This is a genomic window from Ketobacter sp. (assembly GCF_003671495.1).
GTDB lineage: Bacteria > Pseudomonadota > Gammaproteobacteria > Pseudomonadales > Ketobacteraceae > Ketobacter.
Window position 1 is genome coordinate 1 of the sequence record NZ_RCHN01000003.1, and the last position, 23,944, is coordinate 23,944.

The 23,944-nt window shown below is 58.1% G+C and carries 21 protein-coding genes and 1 pseudogene; 13 read left to right on the forward strand and 9 right to left on the reverse strand.

Annotated elements, in window-relative coordinates; all coding sequences use genetic code 11:
• The first annotated feature begins 94 nt into the window (after window positions 1-94).
• The 6 genes from D9N14_RS00585 (at window position 95) to D9N14_RS00610 (ending at window position 5,383) form a co-directional block, all read left to right on the forward strand.
• A complete protein-coding gene (locus D9N14_RS00585; RefSeq protein ID WP_290575726.1) occupies window positions 95-1,336 on the forward strand; it encodes an NAD(P)/FAD-dependent oxidoreductase in 1,242 nt (413 codons plus the stop codon).
• Between the two features lie 193 nt (window positions 1,337-1,529).
• A complete protein-coding gene (locus D9N14_RS00590) occupies window positions 1,530-2,522 on the forward strand; it encodes a bifunctional MaoC family dehydratase N-terminal/OB-fold nucleic acid binding domain-containing protein (protein WP_290575728.1) in 993 nt (330 codons plus the stop codon).
• 10 nt (window positions 2,523-2,532) lie between these two features.
• Window positions 2,533-3,000, forward strand: coding sequence for a MaoC family dehydratase (locus D9N14_RS00595; RefSeq protein ID WP_290575730.1), 468 nt, complete (start codon window positions 2,533-2,535; stop codon window positions 2,998-3,000).
• The gene (locus D9N14_RS00600) at window positions 2,997-4,172 is read left to right on the forward strand and encodes a lipid-transfer protein (protein ID WP_290575732.1); all 1,176 of its coding nucleotides are present in this window, start codon (window positions 2,997-2,999) and stop codon (window positions 4,170-4,172) included. Before D9N14_RS00595 ends, D9N14_RS00600 begins: the two co-directional genes overlap by 4 nt.
• A gap of 4 nt (window positions 4,173-4,176) precedes the next feature.
• The gene (locus D9N14_RS00605) at window positions 4,177-4,596 is read left to right on the forward strand and encodes a PaaI family thioesterase (RefSeq protein ID WP_290575734.1); all 420 of its coding nucleotides are present in this window, start codon (window positions 4,177-4,179) and stop codon (window positions 4,594-4,596) included.
• Between the two features lie 10 nt (window positions 4,597-4,606).
• Entirely contained in the window at window positions 4,607-5,383 is a 777-nt protein-coding gene (locus tag D9N14_RS00610) for an SDR family oxidoreductase (RefSeq protein ID WP_290575736.1), read from the forward strand.
• Here D9N14_RS00610 and D9N14_RS00615 read toward each other — a convergent pair whose 3' ends face one another.
• From D9N14_RS00615 to D9N14_RS00625, 3 genes are all read right to left on the reverse strand, one after another.
• Window positions 5,384-7,072, reverse strand: a complete 1,689-nt coding sequence (locus D9N14_RS00615; RefSeq protein ID WP_290575738.1) for an OmpP1/FadL family transporter — start codon at window positions 7,070-7,072, stop codon at window positions 5,384-5,386.
• A 90-nt stretch (window positions 7,073-7,162) separates the two neighbouring features.
• Window positions 7,163-8,731 (reverse strand): OmpP1/FadL family transporter, encoded by a 1,569-nt coding sequence (locus tag D9N14_RS00620; RefSeq protein WP_290575740.1) that lies wholly within the window; start codon window positions 8,729-8,731, stop codon window positions 7,163-7,165.
• Between the two features lie 461 nt (window positions 8,732-9,192).
• A complete protein-coding gene (locus tag D9N14_RS00625) occupies window positions 9,193-10,017 on the reverse strand; it encodes an NAD(+)--dinitrogen-reductase ADP-D-ribosyltransferase (RefSeq protein ID WP_290575742.1) in 825 nt (274 codons plus the stop codon).
• A gap of 80 nt (window positions 10,018-10,097) precedes the next feature.
• Between D9N14_RS00625 and D9N14_RS00630 the strand changes: the two genes are divergently transcribed.
• Window positions 10,098-11,006, forward strand: a complete 909-nt coding sequence (locus tag D9N14_RS00630; RefSeq protein ID WP_290575744.1) for an ADP-ribosylglycohydrolase family protein — start codon at window positions 10,098-10,100, stop codon at window positions 11,004-11,006.
• 5 nt (window positions 11,007-11,011) lie between these two features.
• Here the strand turns inward: D9N14_RS00630 and D9N14_RS00635 are convergent, their stop codons facing one another.
• Window positions 11,012-12,424 carry an FAD-dependent oxidoreductase gene (locus tag D9N14_RS00635; protein ID WP_290575746.1) on the reverse strand — a complete coding sequence of 471 codons (1,413 nt, stop codon included), beginning with the start codon at window positions 12,422-12,424 and terminating at the stop codon, window positions 11,012-11,014.
• 215 nt (window positions 12,425-12,639) lie between these two features.
• Here D9N14_RS00635 and D9N14_RS00640 point away from each other — a divergent pair, with 215 nt between their 5' ends.
• On the forward strand, window positions 12,640-13,104 hold the full coding sequence (locus D9N14_RS00640; RefSeq protein ID WP_290575748.1) for a hypothetical protein: 465 nt from the start codon (window positions 12,640-12,642) through the stop codon (window positions 13,102-13,104).
• A 56-nt stretch (window positions 13,105-13,160) separates the two neighbouring features.
• On the opposite strand, the pseudogene D9N14_RS00645 reads toward D9N14_RS00640, so the two are convergent.
• Window positions 13,161-13,889 (reverse strand): annotated as a pseudogene (locus D9N14_RS00645) (DapH/DapD/GlmU-related protein); the annotation flags it as partial.
• Window positions 13,890-14,071: 182 nt separating this feature from the next.
• Window positions 14,072-15,043, reverse strand: a complete 972-nt coding sequence (locus D9N14_RS00650; protein ID WP_290575752.1) for a GlxA family transcriptional regulator — start codon at window positions 15,041-15,043, stop codon at window positions 14,072-14,074.
• 131 nt (window positions 15,044-15,174) lie between these two features.
• Here D9N14_RS00650 and D9N14_RS00655 point away from each other — a divergent pair, with 131 nt between their 5' ends.
• Window positions 15,175-15,945, forward strand: a complete 771-nt coding sequence (locus D9N14_RS00655; RefSeq protein WP_290575754.1) for an HD domain-containing protein — start codon at window positions 15,175-15,177, stop codon at window positions 15,943-15,945.
• A gap of 113 nt (window positions 15,946-16,058) precedes the next feature.
• On the opposite strand, the gene tpx is transcribed toward D9N14_RS00655, so the two are convergent.
• Both tpx and typA read right to left on the reverse strand, forming a co-directional pair.
• Window positions 16,059-16,553 (reverse strand): thiol peroxidase, encoded by a 495-nt coding sequence (tpx, locus tag D9N14_RS00660; RefSeq protein WP_290575756.1) that lies wholly within the window; start codon window positions 16,551-16,553, stop codon window positions 16,059-16,061.
• Between the two features lie 194 nt (window positions 16,554-16,747).
• A complete protein-coding gene (gene typA, locus D9N14_RS00665; protein WP_290575758.1) occupies window positions 16,748-18,553 on the reverse strand; it encodes a translational GTPase TypA in 1,806 nt (601 codons plus the stop codon).
• A 152-nt stretch (window positions 18,554-18,705) separates the two neighbouring features.
• Here typA and D9N14_RS00670 point away from each other — a divergent pair, with 152 nt between their 5' ends.
• Window positions 18,706-19,695, forward strand: coding sequence for a serine/threonine protein kinase (locus D9N14_RS00670; protein ID WP_290575760.1), 990 nt, complete (start codon window positions 18,706-18,708; stop codon window positions 19,693-19,695).
• A gap of 114 nt (window positions 19,696-19,809) precedes the next feature.
• Here the strand turns inward: D9N14_RS00670 and D9N14_RS00675 are convergent, their stop codons facing one another.
• Complete coding sequence (locus tag D9N14_RS00675) at window positions 19,810-20,820, reverse strand: glutamine synthetase beta-grasp domain-containing protein (protein ID WP_290575762.1); 1,011 nt, start codon at window positions 20,818-20,820, stop codon at window positions 19,810-19,812.
• A gap of 465 nt (window positions 20,821-21,285) precedes the next feature.
• On the opposite strand from D9N14_RS00675, the gene D9N14_RS00680 reads away from it, so the two are divergent.
• The 3 genes from D9N14_RS00680 (at window position 21,286) to D9N14_RS00690 (ending at window position 23,943) form a co-directional block, all read left to right on the forward strand.
• Window positions 21,286-22,350 (forward strand): tRNA (5-methylaminomethyl-2-thiouridylate)-methyltransferase, encoded by a 1,065-nt coding sequence (locus D9N14_RS00680; protein ID WP_290575764.1) that lies wholly within the window; start codon window positions 21,286-21,288, stop codon window positions 22,348-22,350.
• A 131-nt stretch (window positions 22,351-22,481) separates the two neighbouring features.
• The gene (locus D9N14_RS00685; protein WP_290575766.1) at window positions 22,482-23,186 is read left to right on the forward strand and encodes an energy transducer TonB; all 705 of its coding nucleotides are present in this window, start codon (window positions 22,482-22,484) and stop codon (window positions 23,184-23,186) included.
• A gap of 28 nt (window positions 23,187-23,214) precedes the next feature.
• Complete coding sequence (locus tag D9N14_RS00690; protein WP_317622558.1) at window positions 23,215-23,943, forward strand: MotA/TolQ/ExbB proton channel family protein; 729 nt, start codon at window positions 23,215-23,217, stop codon at window positions 23,941-23,943.
• Window position 23,944: the final 1 nt, after the last annotated feature.

Sequence of the window (23,944 nt, forward strand, 5' to 3'; positions counted from 1 at the left end):
CTTGGATGGAGTTAGTATACACAGTATACTAACAACAACAACAGCTATTCATTTTTCGATATTTATAAATAAAGGCAGTCCGAGGGATATCCCAATGAGTGAAGATCAAGTTTGTATTATTATCGGCGCCAGTCACGCCGGAGCCCAATTGGCCACAAGTGTTCGCAAGGAAGGATGGGAAGGTCGCATTCTGGTAATCGGGGATGAACCGATTGCGCCCTATCACCGCCCACCGCTGTCCAAAGCCTTTTTGATGAAAGAAAAAACCGCCGACCAGCTGGAAATCTTTAAGCCCTCGGTTTACGAAAAAGCCGGAGTGGAATTCAAGCTGAACGCCCGCGTGAGCAAAATCGACCGCGCCGGCAAATCCATTACCCTGGACAGTGGTGAGACCCTGCCTTATACCAAATTGGCACTGTGCACCGGCGCCCGGGTACGCAAGCTGGATATCCCCGGCGGCGATCTGCCCGGCGTACACTATCTGCGCGACCTGGCGGACTCTGAAGCGATCCAGGGCAGTGTTAAGGAAGGCGGCAAAGCCGTTATCGTCGGTGGTGGCTATATCGGTTTGGAAACCGCCGCATCGCTACGCAAGCTGGGCATGGACGTCACCGTACTGGAAATGATGCACCGGGTGCTGGAGCGGGTAACCGCGCCGGAACTGTCTGAGTACTACACCAAGCTGCACCAAGGCCATGGCGTTAAGATCATTACCGACGCCCAGGCTCAGGCCATTCTGGGTGATGGCCGCGCCCAGCAGGTGCAGTGCAATAATGACCTGACCCTGGACGCTGACCTGGTGATCATCGGCATCGGTGTTATTCCCAATACCGAACTGGCGGCAGATGCCGGTCTGGAAATCGAAAACGGCATCGTGGTAGACGAGTTTGCCTGCACCCAGGACCCGGATATCGTTGCTGCCGGTGACTGTACCTTCCATCCCAATGATGTGCTGGGCTATCGCCTGCGCCTGGAATCCGTGCCCAACGCCATGGAGCAGGCCAAGACGGCCGCCGCCTCCATCTGTGGCAAGCAGAAGGCCTACCATGCTCTGCCCTGGTTCTGGTCTGACCAGTATGACATCAAGCTGCAGATCGCCGGCTTTAACCGCGGCTATGATCGCGTGGTACTGCGCGGCAATCCGGACAGCAACCAGTTCGTTGCCTGGTATCTGCAAGGGGACAAAATCCTGGCCGCAGATTGCATCAACAGCGCCAAGGAATTCATGCAGGCCAAAAAGATCATCGGCGAGCAGCTGTCGATCAGCGTGGAAGACCTGGCCAACAGCGAAAATGACCTGGTGGCATTGGTAAAGGCGGCACTTGAAGCCGCATAAGCAAGAGCGGTACCGACCCATGTAATGCCCGGCTTCTGAAGCCGGACTTCGCAATCCTGACAAGTTCCAAAGCCGAGCCATCAGGATTGCGAAGGATAAATTATGCATTATTATTGCAAATATAATGCATAATTTATTACAATCGTGCTGTAACGCATAACAATAACGATCATCAGCACATGAGGGAGTAGCCATGTCAGATTCGTCGGCTGCGGACATTCTCAATAAAATCAAACCCCTGATGCACAAACGGGTAGGCCCCTACAACAGTTGGAATCCGGTCTCCCGCACCCAGATCTGGCAATGGTGCAGCGCCATGGGGGATCACAACCCACTCTATCTGGACGACCAATACCGCGCTGAACACAGCGAATTCGCTGCGGATAAAGCGGTGGCCCCACCGGCCATGATGCAGATGTGGTCCATGCGGGATGTGAACGGCCACGACGGCCCCGGCTCCACCACCGATAATCTGTTTGAAATTCTCGACGCCCTGGAGCAGGAAGGCTATGCCGGCATCATGGCAGTGAGCTACGACCAGACCTTTCATCGCTACCTGGAAGAAGGCGACCGCGCCCACCATTACAGCACCATCATCAACGTCAGCGACCTGAAAACCACCGGTATCGGCAAAGGGTTTTTCGTCACCCAGTTAGCGGAGTTCATGGACCAGAATGACGAGCTGTTTGCGGAAGCCCGCATCACCTATTTCAAATACCAGGTGCCGAAAAAGCCCGCCGGCGCCAGCAAGCCCAGCGCCCCCGGCAAGATCAATCGCATCCATCCGGTGGAAAACCACGACCACGCCCATTTCTGGCAGGGGCTGCGGGACGGCAAACTGCTGATCCAGAAATGCGATGATTGCGGCGAGTTGCGTCATCCACCCCAACCCATGTGTGAACACTGCCAGTCGTTGCGTTGGAGCACCATCGAGTCCAAGGGCAAAGGCACGGTCTATACCTACACCGTCATGCATTATCCGGAAATTCCGCCCTTTGATTATCCCAACGCCATTGTGCTGGTGGATCTGGAGGAAGGGGTGCGCATTGTGTCGCAGTTAATCGGCACCAAACCCGATGACATCAAAGTGGGTATGTCGGTGGAAATGAAACTGACGGAAGTGCAGGAGGACATGACCCTGCCCCTGTTTCATGCTGCCGACCCATCTACTACAGAGAAACCGTAAGGAGGCGATGATGTCTGACGCAAATCTTAACTACAGGAATGTAATCGCCTCTGAACTGTCCGTGGGTGATGCTCTGCCGGAATTTGAATTACCCATTACGGCGAAATTGGTGGTATCCACCGCCATGGCATCCCAGGATTTTCAGGATGTGCATCACGACAAGGATGCCGCCATCGCCAAGGGTACCCCGGATATTTTTATGAACATCCTCACCACCAACGGCTTTGTGGGCCGTTACCTGACGGACTGGGCCGGCCCCGGCAGCCGCATTAAAAAAATCCAGTTCAACCTGGGGGCGCCGAATTTTCCCGGCGACACCATGATCATGAGTGGTGAAGTGACCGAATTGAGCCAGGAGGGTGAACACCATCTGGCCCATGTAAATTTCAAAGGCAAAAACGGCATGGGCAATCACGTGAGCGGTGTTGCGGTGGTGCAACTGGCCGGGGCGCAGCAGAACGGGGGGGCAAACGGATGAGCCATACCTTATCCCGCAAAGCCGCCATCGTCGGCATTGGCGCCACCGAATTTTCCAAGGATTCCGGCCGCAGTGAAATGCAGCTGGCCTGTGAAGCGGTGAAAGCGGCACTGGACGATGCCGGACTCAACGGCAGCGCCATTGATGGCATGGCCAGCTTCAGCATGGACAACAACTGGGAAAACGAAATCCTGCGCCAAGTAGGCGGCAAGGCACTGAAATTCTTTTCCCGCACGGAATTCGGGGGCGGTGCTGCCTGCGGTCCGTTTGTGCACGCCGCCACTGCGATCGCCAGCGGCCTGTGTGAGACCGTGGTGATTTATCGCGCCTTGAATGAACGCTCCGGTTTGCGCTTTGGCAGCGGACAGATGATGAATAACAGTCCCCTGGACCCCAACATCATCAACTTCAGCCATTATTTTCCCTACGGCTTTATGACGCCTGCAGCCTGGATCGCCTTCAGTGCCCGCCGTTACATGCACGAATACGGCGCCACCAGCGAAGACTTCGGCCGGGTGGCAGTGGCCATGCGCGATTTTGCCGCCACCAATCCCAATGCGTTTTTCTACGAGCGCCCCATCACGCTGGAAGAACATCAGGCATCGCGCATGATCGCTGATCCGCTGCGCTTGTACGACTGCTGCCAGGAAAGCGATGGTGCCGTGGCGTTTGTGGTGACGTCGATGGAACGGGCCAAAGACCTGGCCAACACCCCGGCGGTGATCGCCAGCGCACGCCAAAGCATTGTGAAAGAATCCCGAATGATGACGCCGTTCTATGGAGAAACGCTGTCGGGCATTCCCGAATTCGACGCCTGCGCCGGTGAGGTGTATGCCATGGCCGGACTGTCGCCCAACGACATTAATGTGGCCTGTCTGTACGATCACTTTTCTCCCTGGGTGTTGCCACAGCTGGAGGCCTTTGGCTTTTGTGATCGCGGCGAAGCCAAAGATTTCGTCAAAGACGGTCATATCAATCGCGGCGGCAAGTTACCGGTGAATCCCCACGGCGGCCAATTGGGCGAAGCCTATATCCACGGCATGAACGGCATCGCCGAAGCGGTGCGCCAGATTCGAGGCACCTCGGTGAACCAGGTGGAAAACGTGGATCACGTGCTGATTACTGCCGGTGCCGGTGTGCCCACCGGGGCTGCGATTCTGGAACGGGGTTGACGTCATGACGATTCCCGCCGGTTTCGACAGCTCTGGCTTTGCCCCCTATTCCGATCACTGCGGCCCCATCCGTTATAAGCGTGAGACGTTAGAAGACGGCAGCATTCGGGGTTGGGCCGGTGTCCTGCTGCAGGATCATCACATCGGCGGCAACAACCGGGGCCACGGCGGCCTGCTGATGACCATACTGGATGAAGCGCTGGGCATGAACGCCTGCATCAGTCGCCAGATGCAGCCGGCGGTGACCGTATCCATGAACACCCAGTTTTTTGCGCCCATGACCGCCGGCGAGTTTTTGATGGCCTATGGCAAGGTCACCCATGCCACCGCCACCATGGCGTTCATGGAGGGCGAAGCCTGGTGTGGTGATGCGCTGGTGGGCAAAGCCACCGGAGTGTGGAAATACCTGAAACGGACGCAGTAACGAGGCAACCATGTTTGATTTTTCCGGCAAAAGCGTGATCGTCACCGGCGGCAGTAAAGGCGTTGGTTTCGGCATCAGTGCAGCATTCCTTGCAGCCGGTGCAGATGTTTTTATCTGTGGGCGCAGCGCTCCGGAATCCCTGCCGCACGCTAACGGTAAAACCGCGGTGTTTCACAGCGTGGACGTGCGCCAACCGGAAGCCACTCAACAACTCATTGACGCGGTGCTCAACCAAAGCGGGCGCCTGGATGTCCTGATCAACAACGCCGGTGGCAGCCCGCCGGTGGCGGCAGCGGATTCCTCACCACGACTGACGGAATCCATCATCCGCCTCAACCTGATTGCCCCCATGATCCTGGCCCAGCAGGCCTATCACGCCATGCGCAACACCGGTGGCAGCATCATCAACATCGCCAGCATCTCGGGCGAACGCCCATCACCGGGCACGGCCGCCTACGGTGCCGCCAAAGCCGGCCTGATCAACGCCACCCGCTCCCTGGCCCAGGAATGGGGAGCAGACCAGGTGCGGGTCAACGCCATCATCGCCGGTATGATCAAAACCGAAGCCTCCCACGATCACTACGGCGGCCAGGCCGGTATCCACCTGATCGAGGAATCCCTGCCCATGAAGCGCATGGCGGTGCCGGATGACATTGCCCACGCCTGCCTGTTTCTGGCCGATGACCACGCCGCCTACATCAGCGGTGCTGCCCTGGAAGTGTATGGCGCCGGTGAGCCGCCGAGCTTTTTGAAGTTGGCCCAGGATGCCTTCAGTCTGCGTGAGTAGCTAAAACGGCTGGGTGAAACTCAACTCCAGCATGAAGGTCTCCAGCTCCACCTGAAGATCCGAGCCAGCGTAAGGGCTGTAGATCAGTTTGGAGGCATCCAGGGAGTTTCCCACGTCTGCGGTTCCACCGGGCATGTCCAGGCTGGATTTCATATAACCCACCGCCATTTCCAGAATCGCATCACTGGCCAGCTCCATGCCGAAACCGGCGCCGTAAAATGTGCCGGACCCTAACGGCAGCAACGGCGTCAACCCATCTGCCGGCAACGAGGTGGGGCGATCCTCGACCCCCAACCGCAACACGGTGGTGGGGGAATACTGGTACTCAATACCCACCGCCCAGTTCCAGGTGTCTTCCAACCCAAGGGGAAAGGCGATGCGCTGCTTGCCCGCCAGATCCGGCTGCACGATTTCCGCCAGACGCAAAAAATCCACCGGCTCGGAAAACTCCACTTCCAGCACCTGCCAGGCAGACCAGCCGGCAAACTTGTAATCCAGGTTCAGTTTGAAATTCTCGGTAAGTTGAATGCTGGCCCCGAACATATACTGCTCTGGCATGTCCATGGATATAAAGGCATCCCCCTCGGTATAACTTTCCCCCTGGGGAAACGACCAGCCCAACACCCGCAACAGAGAATCAATCTGCCCCGCCAGGGTGACGCCGTTAGCATCCGGCACCAGAAACGGCTGCAGGAAACCATTCCAGTTATCCCCATTGGTCCAGCGGAACCAGCCTTCCATGTCCATGGGGAAAGAAGCAATGTAATTGGCCCCCAGGGTGAGCCAGGCGGTGGGGCGCCACAACACCCCGAAGTTGAATCCGGGCACCAAGGCCTTTTCCACTTCGAACTCCAGGTACGCCAGTTGGTTGTACAACCCCAGGCGCTCCCCTGCACACAACTCCGAGGCCAGGTCCTGAAAACCAATGAACGCATCATTCTGTGCAATAGGGCACTGGCTCTGAAGATCCCCCAGGAATAATTGCCCGGCATGGGGCGCCCGTATGGGCAGATCCATTCCCACGCCAATGTAGTTGAACGTCAGCGCCGCACCGACATCCAGTTGATCGGTGATGCTGACGCCGATGCTGGGCGAAAAGTAGGTGAGATGCATCATCGACATGCGTTCACCGATAAAGCGGCCCGGGTCATCTTCCTCCCGATAAAAGCCCACCATCATGGGGGAATACACGTTGGTGGCCAGGGTATAGCCTTTACCGGGCGGCGCATAGGAAGCACCGCCCAAAGGCGCAATGATCGCCGGCAGATCGGTCATGCCCACAAACGGCAGCATCAACGACGCGCCGCTGGTCTCGCTGGTGCTCATATGGGCTTCATCATAAAAGTAGTCGTCCTCGAACAGGCCGGACGCCTCCATGGCCTGCAACTGGGACTTGCGGGGCTCAACATAGTCGCCGATTTCCATCACCACCGAAAAGTCCGCTGCCACCACTTTCAGCTGCAGGGTGCGCCCCTTGATGCGCGCGAGACCGGCGGGATTAAAATGGATGGAATCGATACCGGGTGGGTCCGCGGTAACCGCATGACCCAGGGAAACCGCCTTGGCATTACCAATGGTGAGGCTGTCTGCCACCACCGCCTGTGCATTGAGAGGCAGTACGGCAAGCACAGCAACCGCAATCAAAGACAATAACCGCCCGTCAGGCAGTCGTTGAGTTGCCTGTTTCATACGCTCTCCTTAGCGCGAAACAACAAACCCGCGATACTGCGTTACGGTTGCTTTGTTATCGTTGTGAGTAGGTGTGTTTAGTCTTGGCGTTTAGTATTGGTAATTCGCCGACAACCCCAGGAATACCGATTCCACCGTCTGCAAACCGGGGCAGCCGGATTTCACCAACTGGCCGGCACGGCAGGTGGGTGTGTCCACCGGATTGCCCTCACTGTCATAGGGCTGATCGATGGTGTATTCCACTGTGGCGTAGTTAAAGCCGATATCCAGAATCCAACGGCCCTGTTGTGTGCCATAGCCAATGTAAAATGAATCCTGTTTGTCCGCGGGGGGCGGGGTGAAGGCATTGGTGTAGGCTTCCGGCGTGGCGCTGTTGCCCACGCTGTAACCGAAGCGCAGGTACTGATTGCGCTTGAAGTTCCACTCCAAGCCAAAACTCCACACATCCGCATCTTCCCAATCCAGCGTCTGGCCCAACCGGTCCAGGCCCGTGGCCTCAAAAATGGGCTCCTTCAATTCCACAATAAAATCCTTGTTGGAATCGGAGTAATACGCGCGCCGCCAATCCATGGCGAACAACAGGTTCGGCGTCACCTGCAGGGCGATACCCAATTCAATGGCTTCTGCTGTGGACCAGGAAATCTGCGAATCAATGTCGGTGGCAATTTTTTCCGCCACGTTATAGATGTCGTCGTTGCTGGTGATGGACACCAACTGCGATACGCCGGGAATGGAATTCACCAGATCCGCGTACCCCCCCACCGGCAAACCACCCAGCATGTTCAGAGCCGGGTTGATCAGCATATTGGATTCCAACACCACATCGGTGGTGCCCTTCATTGTGGTGGTGGTTTTGGTGCGATAGGCTGCGGCCACGGTGAAGTATTCCGTCACATCGTAACTCATGCCCAGCAATACCCCCGGGGTGCCCACGCCGTACATTTTGGACTGCACCTGGGTGTAACCCAAACCGTAAGATCCCACCGGCGAGTCCGGCTCGGTGAAAGCACCGGCAAAATCCTCGGTGGTCTGCTGTTCAAACATGCCGAAGGGAAAGCGGAAGGAAACGCCAACCCGGAAACGATCGTTGACGCGATAGCTGACAGGAAAAGCCAGTTCAAACAAAGCCAGGTTGACCATCTCCTCCCGCCCCCGGGACAGGCACTGGTCATTGTCGATGGCGGTAGGGTCCAACATCACACCGCCGTTACCGTCGCTCAGGATCACATCACTGGGTGCACGGGTGCATTTTTTGCCGGTGCCATAACGCTTCACATCCTCATAGCCGCCACCAAAACCCAGAGCCAGATAAAAAGATGCCCCATAGGCCAGATCGTTGGAGTGCTTGTTGATATAGCCCCAGAACGGCAGCGGCACGGCGATCCAGTCAGACTCCTGATAATGATCCGGACCGGCGAAGGAGCCACCCAGTTTCACCCCCAACAAGGTGAAGGCGCTTTGATTCTGTGAGGTGGGGTTCTGCACCAGGTTCGCCGGATTATGCAACACCGCCGCCGGGCTTTTCAGGTGCGCCAGGCCGGCGCCACCCATCCCCATGTTGCGCGCATCGTACATGCCCGGTGCTTCGGGATTGCCTAAGCAAAATATGGGATTAAGCAAAGAAAAAACGAACCCCAGCGCCACTATTAGCCGTGTCATTTGCTCTCCTTGGCGGGGAACAACATGAGCACCAGAATGAAGAGATACAGCCTGTGAATGGGATGACTGTCAGTCGCGTTGGGATGCCTGTGCGGCACAGCTTGACTCTTTAGTCACCAGTAGAGAAATATTTCCCCTCTGCACACAACCCGTTTCGCCGTTCTTCCTGTGTGTTGTTTGATCCTGTTGTTGAACCCTGCTTTTTGTTTCTTATTTTTGTTGGGTGGCTAACCCTCAATCAGATGACTTATGAGCATCTGTAAACATAGTGTCCAAATACAATTTATTTTGCAATATGTTTTGCAAAATAAATTGTCAAATTGCTCTCATATAAACAGCGGCGGCGATTTGTCTCCCATTATTAGCACCATCGTTCTAGTAAAACCACTGGGATTGAGTCGAATTTGAGCGCAAGCCGACGAAAGGCAGCGGGGTATCAGAAGCAAAGAGAGGCTTATGAATCAATAAGAAAGGAGGACTTCGTAGACGCCCCCTATGACCAGGAATTCCTGCTCCCCTTTCAAGACACCGGGCAGCAGGTCGTGAAAATACAGCAATTTGGGCAGCGGAACCTGCGCGGCGAGCACGGTATCGCCGAACGCACAGGCCTGCTCCCGATCTGCGCTAAAGGAATTGAGGTTATTCAGCAGCACCGCCACCCGCTCGCTTTGCGGCGGCGACATGCACTCAAAATCCTGCAGGCGGTTAAGGCCGCGATAAAGGGTCCAGTGCAAGCGCCCACCGTGGCGCCGGCGCAACTCATACTGACAATAGCTGTAGAGCAGGTCCAGCTGTGCCTCCAGCGCATTGGTGTTGTACAACCCACGGACATAGTCCGCCTGGTAGGCATGGTATGCCGCGGAATCCATCTCCCGCAACGGCCCCCCATGGCGCCGGGTCAACAGACCAAAGCGGGATTCCACCCAGCGTTTCAGGACAGCGCCTTCGATGCTGTCGGCGTCGAACATCCAGCCCCGCAGCAGCCGCAGGTAATCCGCCCGGCCCCGCCGCACCCGCTGCAGATCGGGGTCGAACCCGGCGCGCTCTTTATGGTCCAGCAGAAAGCAGGCACTCATGTAATCCCGAAAATGCAACGCCCGCACTGCAGGGTCATCGATGCGATCCAAGGCGCCAAACAGGGCGCGGTGCAACACCTGAACCCCGTCGATCTCAATCGGCTCAGGGTGGCGTTGGTAGGTCAGTCCGCCCAGGATCACGGCCGGCAGATTACAGTGATTCAAGGCGCTGCGCGCGTACGCGGGTAATGTAGCCGGTTTGGAAGACATCACTTAAATCCGATTGAACCGGTTTACGGGAAGCCCTGATAATACCTCGAACTGGTCCGTTGATAAGGTGTATTTATCCCATGTTTGACCGAGGACAACGCTACCGTGGCTGCCTGTTGGGATTGGCAGCCGGGGACGCCGTGGGCACCACTCTGGAATTCCGCGAGCCCGGCAGTTTTGAACCCCTGACCGACATGGTGGGTGGCGGCCCCTTCAACCTGCAAGCGGGGCAATGGACCGACGACACCTCCATGGCCCTCTGCCTGGCCCACTCACTGCTGCACTGCCAGGGCTTTGATCCGGCAGATCAGATGCAACGCTATTGCGCCTGGCGCAAGGAAGGCTACATGAGCAGCAATGGGCGCTGCTTTGACATCGGGGTCACCGTTTCCGAAGCCCTCAGTCAGTTTCTTTCAACCGGCGACCCGTTCTCCGGCTCCAGCAACCCCTTCAGTGCCGGCAACGGCTCCCTGATGCGACTGGCCCCCGTGGTCATGTACTTCAGCCCGAACCTGCAACAGGTGATCCACTATTGCGGGGAAAGCTCCCGCACCACGCACGCCGCACTGGAGTGCATTGACGCCTGCCGCTATTTCGGCAGCCTGCTGCATCTGGCATTGACGGGCACCGAGAAAAGCCGCCTGTTGAACAGTACAGAGTACACACCGGAAACCCGCAAAGTGAGTGCTGTCAGCCGGGGGGAATATCAAACCAAAACCCCGGCACAGATTAAAGGCAGCGGCTATGTGGTCGATTGTCTGGAAGCGGCCCTTTGGTGTTTTTACCGCACCGATAATTTTCGTGATGCCATCCTGATGGCGGCCAACCTGGGGGATGATGCCGACACCACGGCCGCCGTGTGCGGCCAGATTGCCGGCGCTTTTTACGGGGTGGAGGGCATCCCCGCACCCTGGCGCAACCAGCTCACCATGGCCGCGGAGATCGCGCAGCTGAGTGATCGACTGGCGGCGGCCAGTTCGCGCAACTGATCCGGCTACAGCACCAGCTCCGCCACCTTCTGACGCAAACCCGGTGACGCCGTCTGCGGCTTGGTCCGGGGTGCCAATTGAAAATCCGCCAGCACGGCATCCACCGCCCGGGCCGCGCTCTGGCAGGCCCCTTCCATGGTGATGGTCCAATCCGTTTGGGTCCAGTCACCGGCCACCGCCAGCCCCCGCACCGAGGTTTTCTGCGGCGGGCGCACACCGGCACTGCCTGGACGCTGGGCCATGGTGGAATTGGGCATGCGCACAATATGACTGTGAATCACCTGCGCATCCCGGGCCTGGGGATAATACTGCCGCAGCATCGCCATCTGGGTGTCCACGATTTCCTTGTTGGAGCATTTGATCAGCTCATAGGACGCAGACACCGTGGTGGAATAAAACCAGTTCTTGTCCGGGGAGCGACCGTGCATGGTCTGCCGGTCCCACACCTGCTCCAGCACACCTTCCCCTCCCAACAGGATCTCACCCCAGTCCTGCATGCCGATGCTGCGGTCCAGATACAGGTTCACACTGACGATGGGCACCGGCGTCAGCTCGGCCACTGCCCTGTCGTAAATCTCATGTTCCGGCACCTGGTCCAGCAAGCCTTTCACCTGCCACACCGGCACCGCACAAATCACGCAATCCGCCTCCAGGGTTTGCCCGCTGCGCAGGGTCACGCCCTTCACCTTGCCGGCCTCCACATTGACCTGGGCCACGGGGGACCGATAACGCACCTTGACGCCACGCGCTTCGAATATTTTTTTGGTCGGCGTCACAAACAGGGTATCCAGATCCACCGTGGGGTAACCGATGGACACCGGCTCCCCCGTTTTCAGCGCCTGGCGGATGCCGGTCACCAGCAGATCCGCCGGTACCTTGGCTGAGGAAATCTCGGTCTTGTCGCCGGTCAGGCCGATGACAATGCCATCCCACATGGCCTTGCGGGCCGAGGCCGGCATGCCGATCCGCTGGAACCACTCATCGGCGGTAATGCGGTCCAGGTCTTCCGGCTGACGCAACGCATCGCGGAACAACTTCGCCTGGGCAATGGCAGTGCGCACTTTATCCAGGCCGCTCACCCCGGGCAGATCCCCCAGTGCCGCGCGCAGTCCGTCCAGCCCCCAGAAGGCATTGCGCCGTACGGCACCGCCTGGCAGCCGCATGGACATGTGCCCCGGGAAGGCCACATGTTGACGGGTGCCCACGCTTTCCAGGTAACGGAACAGGTTTTCGTAACCACTGGCAAACACGTGCTGGCCATTGTCCGGCACATCGTCCACCTCCGGCTGGGGAATGGCGATGGTGCGCCCGCCCAGGGAGCCCCGTCGTTCCAACAGGGTCACGTCATGCCCGGCTTCCGCCAGCCAGACCGCGGAAGACAGGCCCGACAGGCCACCACCGATGACTATACATTTCATAATGATTCGTTCCCTCTTTAGCGACGTCGCGTGTGCAATCCGGTAAACATACTATGTCCCCTGTCAGCGGATCATTAACCCGCCAGAACAGAATGTGCATCGCATCGGATTTCTTACGCTGCCTGTCACATTCTGCAAGCCCACCGCGTCTTTTGAGGTGTACAGGATTCACCTATACTTCCGGCACACCCATCCCGTTGCCACAGGAACTGCCCATGTCCGATCTGTATGAAAGCCCGAAATCCATCGTCGGAGACGTGCGCAAGGGCAACCTGTTTCTGGCCATCATCATCGGGGTAGTAGTGGACTTCGGCTTGACGCTCGTTGCCGGCGGTGTGCTGGGTTCCATCATCGGTTTTGCCTTGCTGGAACAGGGCATTCCAGCCTCCCAGCTGGAAGCGGAAATCGACCGTACCCTGCCCGCCGTGATGGACAGCGCCATGGGTTACGGATTCACTGCGATCGGCCTGTTCGCTTCTTTTCTTGGCGCTTTTTTGGCAGCGAAATACAGTAATCATAAGGAATATACCGTGGCGACGGTGCTGGCGGTGATTGCCCTGCTGGTGTCCTGGTTGGTTGAAGACGCCAGCTCATCCGCATTGAAACATTACACCCTGGTGGTGCTGGGCGTTGCGGTGATCTATCTGGGCGCGCGCACTCACGTCAGGGGCAAGCTCTAACGTACTGCGTGAGGCTGCGCGATGGCTGGTGATCTGGCGGGCGCAGGATGCGCCCTTCAGTCGTTGTTGTGCAGTGTGGTATTGATGCCACCCCAGCGTCCGGAGTCTGTTGGCAACACCTCGACGCAACCACTTTGGCTGTTGCGCCGGAACAGCAATCCGGGCTGGCCCGATAATACCCGGGCCGCAACCACTGTACCGTCGGGCAGGCGCACCTTGGTACCAGCGGTGACATAAAGCCCCGCCTCCACAATGGAATCGTCCCCCAGGGAAATCCCGATGCCTGCGTTTGCCCCCAACAGGCTGCGCTCGCCAATGGCATTCACCTGCTTGCCGCCGCCGGACAAGGTGCCCATGATGGAGGAGCCCGCCCCCACATCGGATTTGGCTCCCACCACCACACCCGGCGTGACCCGGCCCTCGATCATGCACTCCCCCAGGCTACCGGCATTGAAATTCACAAAGCCCTCATGCATGACGGTGGTGCCCGGCGCCAGGTGCGCACCCAACCGGACCCGGTCGGCATCGGCAATCCTGACGCCCGGTGGAATCACGTAATCCACCATGCGCGGAAACTTGTCAATCGAAAACACCGTCAGGTGATGGTCCTCTGCCACCAGCGCCATCCGCAGTGCATCCACCCGATTGGGCAACACCGGACCGGCAGAGGTCCAGGCCACGTTCTGCAACAAGGCAAAAATACCGTCGAGGTTCATGGAGTTCGGCGTCATTGCGCACTCCGACAGCAAATGCAGGCGCAGATAGACCTCAGCGGTGGACACCGGCGGACTGGCAATATCCCCGATACACACCTCCACCCATTCGGCCTCAATCAGGCCCAGCTTCCTCGCCAGACAATTGCGCTCAATTTTTTGGTTATCCCGGGGAAACCACACATCCAAAACCGTTCCCGATTCCCGGTCACGATAACTGTGTCCTATCCGTGTTAATGCCACATTGATTCCTCTTATCGATTGATCGCCCGAAAGCGTGCCGGCGTCATGCCAGCGTGGCGTTTGAACAAACGCCGAAAGTGATTCACATCCCGGTAGCCCACCTGCTCCGCCACCTGCTCGATCTGCACCGACGATCCATCCAACAAATGTTTGGCCGCCTCCACCCGCAGTTTCTGCAAATAGTTCAACGGGGTTTCGCCGGACGCATCGGTAAAGCGCCGTTTGAAATTGCGCGGGCTCATTCCATATTGGCGGGCCAGTTCATCCAGATTAATGTCCGCATTGAAATTCTGTTCCAGCCACTGCTGAATGGACTGCACACGCTCATCGTGATGCATGCGGTGGTGCATGATGCCCGCGTACATGGATTGGGAAGTGCGCCCCGTATCCAACATCAATGCGTTAGCACATTGGCGGGCGATTTCTTTACCACAGAGTTTCTCCACCAGATACAACGCCAGGTCATTGCCCGCGTAACCTCCGCCTGCGGTAATGATATTGCCTTCCTCAATATACAACTGATCCGGTTCCAACTGCACCTTGGGAAAGCAACCCCGCACTGTATCGAACATGCCCCAATGCGTGGTGGCCCGCTTGCCGTCCAGCAGTCCGGCGGCGGCCAGCAACACCATGCCGGTACAGATCGAACCGATCAGCGCTCCGCGGGCTGCCTGCTGTTGCAGCCAGGGTATCACCGGTGCTGACGCCTGCAGACAGGCGTCGATGGCCTCACCACAGGAGGTGATCAGTATCACGTCCGCATCGTCCGCATCCAGCACGGCCAGATCCACTTCAATTTTCAGGCCGGTACGGGTCAACACTGGCCTCCCATCCAGAGACGCCACCTGCACCGTGAAACGACGATCAAACTCCGCACAGGTGAGGTAGTTCCACAGGGTGCCAGTGTAGGCAAACACTTCCAGGGGGCCCACCAAGGTGGAGGCGAAGCCGAATTGCTGGGCATAAATCAGAACTTTTTTCATGGCCGCACCTCCTCATCGGGTCTGAACGGCTTATCTGGCACAAATAGTATTAAAACCTGTCATATATGCCAATCACTCTCCACGCCAAGGGCGCTCTATATTGGCCACTCACGCATTCAAACGAGACGACCATGGACACAATAACGATGGACACACTGATGCACAGCCTGACACTGCACCAGGGCGCACTTTCCACCCGGGCACGCTGGCGCTACAACCTGCAGGCCGTTGCGGCCAGATTGAAGATCATGATTCCGGCCCTGGTGGCACATAAACCGCGGCGCCGCGCCCTCAGCAAACTGGACCTGGAGGCAATCCCCTACCCGGACAGCGCGCTGGCAAGATCCGCCGTGGAAGCGATGGAAACCGCCTCCAGCGCGGCCTTGTTCCACCATTGCTATCGCACCTACATCTGGGGCAGCCTGCTGCAACAACTGGATGAACAACAATGTGATGCCGAAATCCTGTTCGTCAGCGCCATGCTCCACGACCTGGGCCTGACCGAGCAACATCACGGCTGCTGCCACAGTGGACAGTGTTTCACCTGGGACGGCGTGTACGCGGCCAAACCGGTACTGGCGAAGACAGAACCGGCCCGCGCCGAGCGCATCAGTCAAGCGATTCTGCACCATCTGAACATTAACGTGCCGGGGGAGGTCCACGGCTGGGAAGCTCATTATCTGCAAGCGGGCGCCTCACTGGATGTGACCGGTCAGCGCAATACAGAATTACCGGCGGCGCTGCGGACGCAGGTGCTGCAGGAACACCCTCGCTTGCAACTGAAGCAGGAATTACAACAGTGGGTGGATCGGGAGGCGGCCTTGCACCCGGATTCGCGCTTTGCAGCCATGAAGCGCCTGGGGTTCAAGGGCGTGATTCGAAAAGCGCCGTTCGCTGGATAGCAGCGCGGACTCTGAATAGGATCTCGCAAAACAAAAACCCGGCATCCTCGCCACCAACGATTGTGATGATGGGCTCAGGATGACGGGTTCGTTACCGCACGATAGAGGCGGAATTACAGCACAGCGAGGGCCGCTTCATAGTTGGGTTCATCGGCGATCTCGCCCACCTGCTCCGTGTGCAGCACTTTGCCGTTTTCATCGATCACCACCACCGCACGGGACAGCAGCCCGAGCAACGGCCCACTACTGAACTGAACACCGTAATCCGTACCGAAACTGGAACGGAAGGTGGAGCCGATCTTCACATTGGCAATGCCTTCTGCACCGCAGAAGCGGGTCATGGCAAACGGCAGGTCCGCCGCCACGCACACCACCACGGTGTTATCCAACGCCGCGGCTTTTTGGTTGAAAGTGCGCACGGAGGTGGCACAGGTGGGCGTATCAATGGAAGGAAAAATATTCAGGATCACCCGTTTGCCCGCCAGGGCAGCAGACGTCAGCTCCGACAGATCGCCCTGCACAAAAGTATAAGCCGGTGCCTGAGTGCCAACCGCAGGCAATTCACCTACAGTCTCAATGGGATTACCTTGTAGCGTAACCGTTGCCATAAAAAATTCCTTGTTATGAGTGGATTGGTCTTATGCAGATCAGACTGTAGTGAAAGTGGGTTCAAAAAGGAATGGTTTTCTTGATCCGGCCTGACGCGCAACACACCGGACAGGCCAAAAAAAACGGCTGAGGTTTGCACCTTCAGCCGTTGTTCTGGATCGCCGGACGCCGGACCCGTGATTGTAGTTACTGCTTACTTGGTAGCGCGCTTACGCTCGTGTTCCTTGAGGAACTTTTTGCGGATTCGGATGGATTCAGGGGTTACTTCCACCAACTCATCTTTATCGATGAAATCCAGCGCCTGCTCCAGGGACAATTTGATCGGCGGGGTCAGCAGCACGTTCTCATCGGAGCCGGAAGCGCGGAAGTTAGTGAGCTGCTTGCCCTTGGTGGGGTTCACCACCAGATCGTTGCCGCGGGAGTGAATGCCGATGATCTGGCCTTCATACACGTCCACGTTGGGGTCCACGAACAGACGACCACGTTCCTGGATATTGAACAGGGCATAGGCCAGTACCTTGCCGCTGATCATGGAGATCAGAACACCATTCTGGCGCTTGGTGACGTCCCCTTCCTTGATGGGGCCATAGTGGCTGAAGGTGGAGTTCATGATGCCGGTACCGGAGGTCAGGGTCAGGAATTCGGAACGGAAACCGATCAAACCGCGGGAAGGCGCGATGAAGTCCATGCGGATGCGGCCTTTGCCGTCGGGCACCATGTCGGTCATTTCCGCTTTGCGCAGACCCAGTTGTTCCATGATCGAACCCTGGTTGTCTTCTTCGATGTCGATGGTGAGCTGCTCGAAAGGCTCCTGCATTTCGCCATCCACTTCTTTGACGATCACTTCCGGAGAACCCACCGCCAGTTCGTAGCCTTCACGGCGCATGTTCTCAATCAGTACCGACAGGTGCAGTTCACCGCGGCCGGATACACGAAAACGGTCCGGGCTGTCGGTGTCTTCCACCCGCAGCGCCACATTGTGGATCAATTCTTTCTGCAGGCGGTCACGAATATTACGGGAGGTGATGTACTTGCCTTCCTTACCGGCGAACGGTGAGGTGTTGACCTGGAAGATCATGCTCACGGTGGGCTCATCCACCGTCAAAGGCGGCAGGGCTTCCGGCGCTTCCGGGGCGCACACGGTGTCGGAAATGAACAGCTCGTCGATACCGGTAATGCACACGATGTCGCCCGCCTCGGCTTCCTGCACTTCCACCCGTTCCAGGCCCAGGTGGCTCATGATTTTCAGGATCTTGCCGCTGCGCACTTTGCCTTCACGGTCCACCACTTTCACCGGGGCACCCGCCTTGATCTTGCCACGCTTGATGCGACCGATACCGATAACACCCAGGAAGCTGGAATAATCCAGGGAGCTGATCTGCATCTGGAACGGGCCGTCCAGGTCCACTTCCGGGGGCGAAACTTTCTCGACGATGGCCTCAAACAACGGCGTCATGTCGTCGGCCATGGCGTCCGGGTCCAAGCCCGCAATGCCGTTCAGGGCCGAGGTGTAAATCACCGGGAAATCCAGTTGCTGATCGGTGGCACCCAGGCGGTCAAACAGATCGAACACCTGGTCCATAACCCAGTCCGGGCGGGCGCCGGGGCGGTCGATCTTGTTGATGACCACGATGGGGTTCAGACCCTGGGCAAAGGCTTTCTGGGTCACAAACCGGGTCTGGGGCATGGGGCCGTCCTGGGCATCCACCAGCAGCAGCACGCAGTCCACCATGGACATGACCCGCTCCACTTCACCGCCGAAATCGGCGTGCCCGGGAGTATCCACAATATTGATATGGTAATCATTCCAGCGAATGGCGGTGTTTTTGGCCAGGATGGTGATCCCGCGCTCTTTTTCCAGGTCATTGGAATCCATCACCCGCTCCCCTTCGTCTTTGCGACCCAGGGTGCCGGATTGTTGTAACAGCTTGTCAACCAAGGTGGTTTTACCGTGGTCAACGTGCGCGATGATGGCGATATTACGGATTTTTTCGATCACAAACTTACAGCCTCAGCCCTAAACACTTCTTCGAGGGCGCGGAGTATACAGGAAACCACTGACAACTTGGCAGCAGGATTTACAAATTCGCCACAAGTTGGGCTATTTTTTCTGTACAATCCGATCAATGCCGGCAACCCAGTGGTCACTCTATGCTTCAGTTCCAGCAACCACCCCGGGAGTACAGCAATGTATACCTGGAAGACACCGACCGGCCTTTGCCGGAAGTGCTCAACCCCAACACCCGCTACATGTTCATTGGCACCGTGGCCACCGGCGGCAAGTCCATCATCCGCAGCTGCAAGGATCTGCACCTGTCCCGGGTGGTGGTGTACAAATCCCTGCGCCCCGAGTTCATCAACGACCCCATTGAGCAACGCCGCCTGCTGCGGGAGGCCCGGGTGTCCGCCCTGCTACAACACCCCAATACGGTGCCCACTTACGAAATCGGCCGGGACCGGGACGGCAACTGCTACTTCACCATGAAGCTGGTGCACGGCTACACCCTGCGGGAAATCATGAACTACCGGGACCGCTACGACCTGACCCAGCTGGTGGAGGTCATCGAGCAAATTGCCCACGCCCTGGATTACGCCCATGCCCACGGCGTGGCTCACCGGGACATCAAGCCGGAAAACATTCTGGTGGGCCCCTACGGGGAGGTGTTGCTGCTGGATTGGGGCATGGCCAAGGTCTGGCGCAAGGATGGCACCTCCGACGAGGAGCTGGATGAATCCAGCCTGAAGCCCCTCAATTCCCGCATCAATAAAGAGAACAAGTCCATGACCGGCATGGGCAACCTGCAGGGCACCCTTTGCTACATGTCACCGGAGCAGATCCGGCGCGACCCGGACATCAGCTACAGCACCGACATCTACAGCCTGGGCTCAGTGCTTTATGAACTGCTCGCCGGACGCACGCCGTTCACCGGCACCCACAGCTATGAAGTCCTGGAGGCGGTGGAACACCACCAGCCCGCCAAGCCCTCCAGCGTCAGCAAGTATCCAGTGCCGCGTCTGCTGGAACGCCTGGCCCTGCAATGCCTGCAGAAAGACCCCGCCCAGCGGCCGGAGGCCATGGTTGATGTGATTCGGGTACTGCAGGAAAACTGGGCCACAGATCTGCTGGCTCATCGGCGCTGACAACCCCACGCGACATTCTCCGATGCAGACATTCAGGCACAAAAAAACCGGAGGCGGCGTCCCGCCCCCGGCTAAACGGACTGATTAAAATCCGTCAGAGGATGTGCTATCGGATCAGGCCAGTGCTTTTTTGGTCACTTTCACGATCACGGCGGCCACCTTGTAGGGATCCGCGTTGGAAGCCGGACGGCGGTCTTCCAGACGGCCTTTCCAGCCATCTTCAACAGTCCCGATGGGGATACGGATAGACGCACCACGGTCGGATACGCCGTAGCTGTACTGGTCGATGGACTGAGTTTCGTGCTTACCGGTCAGACGCTGTTCGTTGTGGGCACCGTATACCGCGATGCACTCCGGAACGTGACGGCCGAACTGTTCGCAAATTTTGGTGAATACGGATTCATCACCGGAATCGCGCATGGCGCCATTGGAAAAGTTGGCGTGCATGCCGGAACCGTTCCAGTCGGTATCACCCAGGGGCTTGGGATGCCAGGAGACGGACAGGTCATATTTCTCGGCGGTGCGCTCCAGCAGATAGCGGGCCAGCCAGATTTCGTCACCGGCGCGGGTTGCGCTCTTGGCAAAGATCTGGAATTCCCACTGGCCGGCAGCTACTTCGGCGTTGATACCTTCCACGTTCAGGCCAGCTTCCAGACACAGGTCCAGGTGCTCTTCGATCAGGTCACGGCAATAGGCATTGCGCGCGCCCACGGAGCAGTAGTAAGGGCCCTGTGGCGGTGGGTAACCACCCGGAGGGAAGCCCGGGGGCAGGTTGGTGGTGGGATCCCACAGGAAGTATTCCTGCTCGAAACCAAACCAGAAATCGTCGTCATCGTCTTCGATGGTGGCACGACCGTTGGACACATGAGGAGTACCGTCCGCGTTCAGAACTTCGGTCATAACCAGATAGGAGTTCATGCGGCCTGGATCAGGAATAATCATCACCGGCTTCAACAGACAATCCGATGCATTACCTTCCGCCTGCTCAGTAGAGCTACCGTCGAAAGACCACATGGGGCAGTCTTCGAGCTTGCCGCTGAAATCTTTGCGGACCATGGTTTTGCTGCGCAGGCTTTGAGTCGGCTTGTAACCGTCGAGCCAGATATATTCCAACTTACTCTTCATATTTTATTGCTCCGAACAGAGGTCGTGATCAAGGCAGTCGCCTTGGTTATAGAAACCGGTTTGAACTCCGGCAAAGTTTTTCATGGCGGTCATAATACAATTATCGTGCCGATCTGATTCTGGCGCCCCAATAAAAGGCCCGCGCTCCCCGAAACCAGCGCCAACCGGCCGCAGACCGCGGAATACGTCGAGTTACCCCTTTCCACCCAGGGCCCACGGGGGCCCTTTCCTGGCCCCCCGCCAAACCACTTGCACCATTTCAGAGCAGCATGCGGCATCATCTTGGTGCACAATGTACACTTCTGGCTTCGTTGCCGCCACGGCTTTCTCTGCGGATTCCGCCGTGCACCGGTCTGGCCTGCGTTGCGCGTCTTTACAAAATCACCACCCGTCCGGCGGCGTTTTTCTGTATAATGCGCGACCCCAAATCAATACAGTCACTTTACGAGTAAATAGCGGATCACTATGGCTATTCAACGCAAGGCAATTGCTCTGATTTCCGGCGGCCTGGACTCCATGCTGGCGGTTAAAGCCGTGCAAAAACAGGGTATTCATGTGGAAGGGGTCAACTTCTACACCGGTTTCTGTGTGGAGGGCCATACCCACGCCATCCGCAAGAAGGATAAAGACAAACAGAAGCGCAACAACGCCCTGTGGGTGGCCGAGCAGCTGGGTATCCGCATGAACATTGTGGATATCTCGGAAGAGTACAAAAAGATTGTATTGAATCCCCAGCACGGTTATGGCGCCAACCTGAACCCCTGCCTGGACTGCAAGATTTTCATGGTGGACAAGGCCAACACCATGCTCAACAAAGCGCGGGGAATGGCCGCCGACAAGGGATTTGACTTTATCATCACCGGCGAAGTCATCGGCCAGCGCCCCAAATCCCAGCGCAAGGACACCATGCCCCTGATCGCCCGGGAATCCGGCGCCGACGACCGCCTGCTGCGCCCGTTGTGCGCCAAGCTGTTACCCCCCACCCTGCCGGAGCGGGAAGGCTGGGTGAACCGGGACGAGCTGTACAATTTCAACGGTCGCAACCGCAAGCCCCAGATCGCTTTGGCCAAAGAGTTCGGCCTGGAGGACTTTGCCCAGCCCAGTGGCGGCTGCTGCTTCCTCACCGACGAATCCTATTCCCGCAAACTGGCGGACCTGTGGACCGCCCGCGGCCGCAAGGATTACGAGCTGGACGACATCATGCTGCTGAAAGTGGGTCGCCACATCCGCCCGGCGCAACACTACAAAGTGATCATCAGCCGGGAAGAAGGCGAAAACAACTTCCTGATGGGGTATCGCAAGCAGTTCCACTCCATCAAGTGCGTCAGCCACGGCGGCCCCCTGAGCCTGGTGGATGGCGCTCCTACGGAAGCGGACCTGCTCACCGCCGCCCGCATCGCCACTCGGTTCAGCCAGGGCAAGAACAGCCCCAGCGTCACCGTGGAGATCCAGGACAAAAACGGCGTGGCCCGCCAGGTGGATGTCACCCCCATGGACGCCAATGACATCCAGCAGGCCTGGTACGTGTGACCCACCAATACAAATAATTCTCATTTAGATTAGAATCTGGTAAGCTGTCGCGATTCCTGGGGCATTGATTATATGAGGGTATAATCCGGCCCCTGACCACTCACTGCCGTCTGCCGAAGTTGGGTAATCACGTGGAAAATCCCTGGAGCAACAGCCTGATATTCGCCGTCGTCCTGCTGGCCCATGGGGCCGCTTTGGGCGCCGCCGCGCTGTGGCAAAAACAGGAGCCCCTGCCGGACGAGTTGCCCACCGTCAGCGGCGTGCTGATTCAGGCTCCGCCCGCCAACGTGGTGCAGGCTCCGGCCGCAGCACAAGAGCCCGTACCGCCCAAACCCGAGCCACCCGAAAAGCCCAAACCGGTTGAGCCTCCCAAACCCGAGCCCAAACCAGAGCCAAAGCCGGTGGAGCCTCCCAAACCCCAGCCCAAACCCAAACCCCAGCCGGAAAAAGCGATTACGCCCCCGCCACCTGCACCCCAGCCCCAGGTCGCCGAGCCGCCGCCCACACCGGCCCCCGTCAAGGCCAAGGCCAATTCCCAGGAAGGTGCACCGGTTACCGCTCCCAAGGTGGATGCCCGTCAGCACCAGAACCCGGCTCCGGCCTACCCCCGCCTGTCCCGTCGCCGGGGCGAAGAGGGCACGGTGATCCTGGAGTTACTGGTACTGAAAAATGGCCGGGTGGATGAAGTAAAAGTGAAAGAGTCCAGCGGTTTTCCCCGCCTCGACAAATCCGCCATCGAAGCGGTGCGACGCTGGCGTTACAACCCGGCCACCCGGGGCGGAGAGCCCATCGATTATCGTTACCTGCAACCGGTCACCTTCAGTTTGAACGGCTGACAGCAGACACATAACAGGAGAAAGCAAAATGGAAAACAACCCCTACGGCATTGCCGCCCTGTGGGAACAGGGGGACCCGGTCATCAAAGGCGTCGCCATCATGCTGCTGGTGATGTCGGTCTTATCCTGGTACGTGATTCTGGTGCGCTCCCTGGGTTTGCTGAGTCTGCGCCGGGTGGCCGGCTCGATCCAGAACTTCTGGCACGCCCACAGCCTGGGGGAAGGCATGCAGATTCTGGGGCGGGGCCGCAGCCACAACCCGTTTTATCAACTGGCGGAGGATGGGCAGATCGCCCTGGACCACCACGCCACCCACCAGGAAGACCTGCACGGCAAACTGCCCCTGGCGGACTGGCTGACCACCAGCCTGCGGGGTTCCATTGACGAGAGTGCAGAACGATTGCAACGTGGCTTGTCCATCCTGGCATCCGTGGGCAGCACCGCCCCTTTTATAGGGCTGTTCGGCACCGTGTGGGGCATCTATCACGCTTTGGTGGGTATTGGGGTCTCCGGCCAGGCCAGCATCGACAAAGTGGCAGGCCCGGTGGGCGAGGCGCTGATCATGACGGCCTTCGGCCTGGCGGTAGCGATTCCGGCGGTGCTGGGTTACAACGCCCTGCAGCGGCAAAACAAACTGATCCTGGGCCGCCTCAACCGGTTTGCCCATCAGTTGCACGCCTTCTTCCTGACCGGCTCCCCCATTGCCAGAAGCAGCGGCAAAAACGTGACCGCACTGCCCAAGCGCGAGGCGAAATAAG

Bases quoted from the DNA above. Each gene is read 5' to 3' on its own strand.
- D9N14_RS00635 (WP_290575746.1), bottom strand. From the start codon at position 12,424: ATGAAATGTATAGTCATCGGTGGTGGCCTGTCGGGCCTGTCTTCCGCG.
- D9N14_RS00670 (WP_290575760.1), top strand. From the start codon at position 18,706: ATGCTTCAGTTCCAGCAACCACCCCGGGAGTACAGCAATGTATACCTG.
- D9N14_RS00605 (WP_290575734.1), top strand. From the start codon at position 4,177: ATGACGATTCCCGCCGGTTTCGACAGCTCTGGCTTTGCCCCCTATTCC.
- D9N14_RS00625 (WP_290575742.1), bottom strand. From the start codon at position 10,017: ATGTCTTCCAAACCGGCTACATTACCCGCGTACGCGCGCAGCGCCTTG.
- D9N14_RS00610 (WP_290575736.1), top strand. From the start codon at position 4,607: ATGTTTGATTTTTCCGGCAAAAGCGTGATCGTCACCGGCGGCAGTAAA.
- D9N14_RS00650 (WP_290575752.1), bottom strand. From the start codon at position 15,043: ATGAAAAAAGTTCTGATTTATGCCCAGCAATTCGGCTTCGCCTCCACC.
- D9N14_RS00600 (WP_290575732.1), top strand. From the start codon at position 2,997: ATGAGCCATACCTTATCCCGCAAAGCCGCCATCGTCGGCATTGGCGCC.
- D9N14_RS00690 (WP_317622558.1), top strand. From the start codon at position 23,215: ATGGAAAACAACCCCTACGGCATTGCCGCCCTGTGGGAACAGGGGGAC.
- D9N14_RS00595 (WP_290575730.1), top strand. From the start codon at position 2,533: ATGTCTGACGCAAATCTTAACTACAGGAATGTAATCGCCTCTGAACTG.
- D9N14_RS00630 (WP_290575744.1), top strand. From the start codon at position 10,098: ATGTTTGACCGAGGACAACGCTACCGTGGCTGCCTGTTGGGATTGGCA.
- D9N14_RS00640 (WP_290575748.1), top strand. From the start codon at position 12,640: ATGTCCGATCTGTATGAAAGCCCGAAATCCATCGTCGGAGACGTGCGC.
- D9N14_RS00620 (WP_290575740.1), bottom strand. From the start codon at position 8,731: ATGACACGGCTAATAGTGGCGCTGGGGTTCGTTTTTTCTTTGCTTAAT.
- D9N14_RS00585 (WP_290575726.1), top strand. From the start codon at position 95: ATGAGTGAAGATCAAGTTTGTATTATTATCGGCGCCAGTCACGCCGGA.
- D9N14_RS00675 (WP_290575762.1), bottom strand. From the start codon at position 20,820: ATGAAGAGTAAGTTGGAATATATCTGGCTCGACGGTTACAAGCCGACT.
- D9N14_RS00590 (WP_290575728.1), top strand. From the start codon at position 1,530: ATGTCAGATTCGTCGGCTGCGGACATTCTCAATAAAATCAAACCCCTG.
- D9N14_RS00680 (WP_290575764.1), top strand. From the start codon at position 21,286: ATGGCTATTCAACGCAAGGCAATTGCTCTGATTTCCGGCGGCCTGGAC.
- D9N14_RS00615 (WP_290575738.1), bottom strand. From the start codon at position 7,072: ATGAAACAGGCAACTCAACGACTGCCTGACGGGCGGTTATTGTCTTTG.
- tpx (WP_290575756.1), bottom strand. From the start codon at position 16,553: ATGGCAACGGTTACGCTACAAGGTAATCCCATTGAGACTGTAGGTGAA.
- D9N14_RS00655 (WP_290575754.1), top strand. From the start codon at position 15,175: ATGGACACAATAACGATGGACACACTGATGCACAGCCTGACACTGCAC.